The organism is Burkholderia sp., assembly GCF_018375725.1.
Taxonomy (GTDB): Bacteria; Pseudomonadota; Gammaproteobacteria; order Burkholderiales; family Burkholderiaceae; genus Burkholderia.
The window spans coordinates 1-2,852 of sequence record NZ_JAHACR010000419.1 but is presented as its reverse complement, the minus strand read 5'-3'; the positions used below and the strand labels follow the sequence as shown (position 1 = coordinate 2,852).

Below are 2,852 nucleotides of genomic sequence, written 5' to 3'. Positions count from 1 at the left end.
CCGCCGTGCAGATCGCGCGCATGACAGGCGATCGATCGCGGGATCTGGCGGCGAGTGCCATGCGTTCCTCCAGGTGTAGTCGCGCGGAGCCGCTCCGCCGCGTTGCGTCGCGTCAACGCCCGCTGCGCGCGGGTCATCAGCTGCCGTGCGCCCGCTGTATCGCCGGCCGCGTCGAGCAGCATCGCGAGATGGGTGAGCGCCTCATAATGGCCCGGATCCAGGTACAGCGTTTTCCGGTAAAAGTCCTCTGCATCGGCGCGAAGGCGATGCGCATCGGCGATCAGACCGAGCAGGTAGAACGCGCTGGCGTCTGGTCCGTGCTCGAGCATGTACGCATGGGCGATGCGCTTCGCCTCATCGAACCGCCCGATGTCGGCGAGGCGTCGCGCGTCTTCGAGCGGTGCCGACGCGGGGTCTTGCGCCCCGGCTTCCGCTGCGTCGGCACTGCGGGGGCGAAACGCCCGGCTGCTTACCGGCTGGGGCATCGCCGCGAGTACGGCCGGGCCAGCGGCCGGACGACGCGCGGGCCACGGCGGCAGGGTATGGGCGGCCGGCGTTTCCATGCCGCGTGCCGTGCCGCCCGACTGGTCGGCGCGCGAAGTGACGGCGCCTGCCGCCGGTACCGCCGGTTCTGTCGATGCACGATGAAATGCAAATGCGAACGGAATCCGGGCTGGCGTCATCGCATGCCGCATCATCATTCCCGTTTCGGCCGGCCCGACGAAAAGCGTGCCGTCGTCCGCGAGCCGCGCTTCGAGCAGGCGAATCGCGCGGTCCTGCGCATCGCGGTCGAAATAAATCAGCACGTTGCGGCAGAAGATGAAGTCGTAGCGCGCGTCGTCGTCGAGCGGCAGTTCGAACACGCTTGCCTGCATGAAGCGGACCGGCTCGCGTACACGCTCGTTCAGCCGCCAGCCCCGGGGCGTTTCGTTGAAGTGGCGGTCGCGAAACGCGATCGCGGCGCCGCGAAACGAATTGCGTCCATACACGGCCTGCTGCGCTCGCGAGATGGCGCGAGCGCTGATATCGATCGCGTCGATACCGAAACGCGACGGGTCGATGCCGGCGTCGAACAGGGTCATCGAAATCGAATACGGTTCTTCGCCGCTCGCGCATGGCACGCTCAATATGCGCAGCGCGCGCGCCGGCTCGCGCAGAAACCGCGCATCGGCGAGGCGCGCGAGCGCAGCGAACGCTTCGCGATCGCGAAAGAACCACGTCTCCGGCACCACGAGCGTCTCGATCAATGCCTGTCGTTCGTCCGGCGATGTATTCAGCAGATCCCAATAGGCATCGATCGCGGCGTCGCCGCGATCGGCCGGATCGTCGCCCGCGGCGGACCCGCCGCGCTGCGTGATGCACGCACGCTCCAGCACGGCGCGGGCGACCGCGTTGACGCCGAGCGACGACGCCTCGATGCCGGTCTCGCGCGTGAGCCATGATTCAAAACGGGGATCGCCGGCATTCATCGCGCGCGTCACTCCTGCACCGTCAGCGGCGGGTTGGCCGCGAACAACAGCGCGCGGACATCGTCGTCGAGCATATGCTCCACGTCGACCCACTGCACGAAGCCGGACGTATCCATGGCAACCGGCCCGAGCCAGCGCGCGTTCGGTGTCGCGATACCGCTGTCGGCGAAGCGGTCGCGGTCGATCCGGGCGGTCAGTGTCGCCCGCTCGACGATCAGCGCGAGGCGGTGTTCGGCATCTCGCGTTCCGGTCTCATCGCCGGATGATGCCGTGCGGGCGCGATACCGGACGACGACCATCCGTGTCGAGCGCAGGCGCTGCGCGGGACGTCCGAGCGCGAGTTGCGCGATGTCGATTGCCGGCACCGGTACACCGTGCAGTTCGATCGTGCCGGCGACCCACGGCGGCGCGCCGGGAATCTGCTTCATCGGCACGAGCGCCATCACTTCGACTATCTCGGTCGCATCGAGCGCGTAGCGATCGCCGTCGAGTTCGAACAGGAGGAAGAGCATCACGAGGTTCGCCGGCACGCGTCAGGCTTCGATCTTGAAACGCGAGACGCCGGTGCGAAGCTGGCTCGCGACGAGCGTCAGGTTGTCGATCGCCTGTGTCGACTGGCGCAGGGAATCGGCCGTCTGCTGCGCCGCCTCGGAGAGCTGCGACAGCGCCTGGGTGATCTGTTCGGCGCCGGTCGCCTGCGTCTGCATTCCTTCGTTGACCAGCTGGAAGCGTGGTGCGAGCGCCTGCACCTCGTGAATGATCTGCGACAACTGCCCGCCGACCTGTTGCACTTCGCGCATGCCGCGCCGCACCTCCTCGGAAAACTTGTCCATGCCCATCACGCCGGCGGACACCGCCGACTGAATTTCCTTCACGGTCTGCTCGATATCGTAGGTCGCCACCGCCGTCTGATCGGCCAGCCGCCGGATCTCGGTCGCGACGACGGCGAAGCCGCGGCCGTATTCGCCGGCTTTCTCGGCTTCGATTGCCGCGTTGAGCGACAGCAGATTGGTCTGATCCGCCACTTTCGTGATCGTCGCGACGACCTGATTGATGTTGACCGCCTTCTCGTTGAGGATCGCGAGCTTCGCGTTGACCGAGCCGGCCGCCTCCATCACGTTGCGCATCGTTTCTTCCATGTGCGTAAGGCCGCTCTGGCTCGCGCCCGCGAGTTCCGCCGACTGTTCGGCGACCGTCGCCACCTGGTTCATCGTGCGGAGCAGGTCGCGCGACGTCGCGAAGATTTCGCGCGACGTCGCGCCGATCTCGGTGGTCGTCGCCGCGGTTTCGCTCGCGGTCGCCTGCTGTTCCTTCGATGTCGCCGCGATCTCCGCGACCGACGTCGCCACCTGCAGCGACGACTGCTGGGCTTGCGACACGAGG

At 67.3% G+C, this 2,852-nt stretch carries 3 protein-coding genes; all 3 read right to left on the bottom strand.

What is annotated here, in order from left to right; genetic code table 11:
• A partial coding sequence (locus KH616_RS23760; RefSeq protein WP_292253506.1) for a CheR family methyltransferase occupies positions 1-1,469 on the bottom strand: 1,469 nt, incomplete at its 3' end.
• An 8-nt stretch (positions 1,470-1,477) separates the two neighbouring features.
• Positions 1,478-1,981: a chemotaxis protein CheW gene (locus tag KH616_RS23755; protein ID WP_292253511.1), complete on the bottom strand. Its 504-nt coding sequence runs from the start codon at positions 1,979-1,981 to the stop codon at positions 1,478-1,480.
• Between the two features lie 21 nt (positions 1,982-2,002).
• A partial coding sequence (locus KH616_RS23750) for a methyl-accepting chemotaxis protein (RefSeq protein ID WP_292253504.1) occupies positions 2,003-2,852 on the bottom strand: 850 nt, incomplete at its 5' end.